The 428-nt window shown below is 73.4% G+C and carries 1 protein-coding gene and 1 pseudogene; both read left to right on the top strand.

The window, feature by feature from the left end:
• Positions 1–239, top strand: a 239-nt coding sequence (locus tag G3I56_RS42870) for an FHA domain-containing protein (protein ID WP_164418967.1), incomplete at its 5' end; no start/stop codon positions are given.
• Positions 240–243: 4 nt separating this feature from the next.
• Positions 244–428, top strand: a pseudogene (locus G3I56_RS42865) (protein phosphatase); the annotation flags it as partial.

Here is a 428-nt window from a genome sequence, read left to right as displayed (position 1 = left end):
CGCTCCGCGCCTCGGCCGTCGTGATCGGCCGCGCCCCCAGCTGCACGCTCGTGCTCGACGACGACTACTCGTCGTCCCGCCACGCGCGGATCTTCCCGCAGGGCGACCAGTGGTTCGTCGAGGACCTCGGGTCCACCAACGGCACGTTCGTCGGCGAGCAGAAGGTCGAGCAGCCCACGCCCGTCCCCAACGGTACCGCGGTGCGGATCGGCCAGAGCCTGCTCGAGCTCCAGAGGTAGCCGCGTGACGGTCGCCCTCCGCTACGCCGCGCGCTCCGACGTCGGCCTCGTCCGGTCAGACAACCAGGACTCCGCCTACGCCGGACCCCACCTGCTGGTGGTCGCCGACGGCATGGGAGGGCACGCGGGCGGTGACGTCGCGTCGTCCGTCGCGGTCGCGGCCCTCGCGCCGCTCGACGGCGAGTCCCA

The organism is Streptomyces sp. SID12488 (genome assembly GCF_010548275.1).
Lineage (GTDB): Bacteria > Actinomycetota > Actinomycetes > Streptomycetales > Streptomycetaceae > Streptomyces.
The sequence above is the reverse complement of the archived record's forward strand: the minus strand, read 5'-3'. Positions and strand labels throughout refer to the sequence as shown.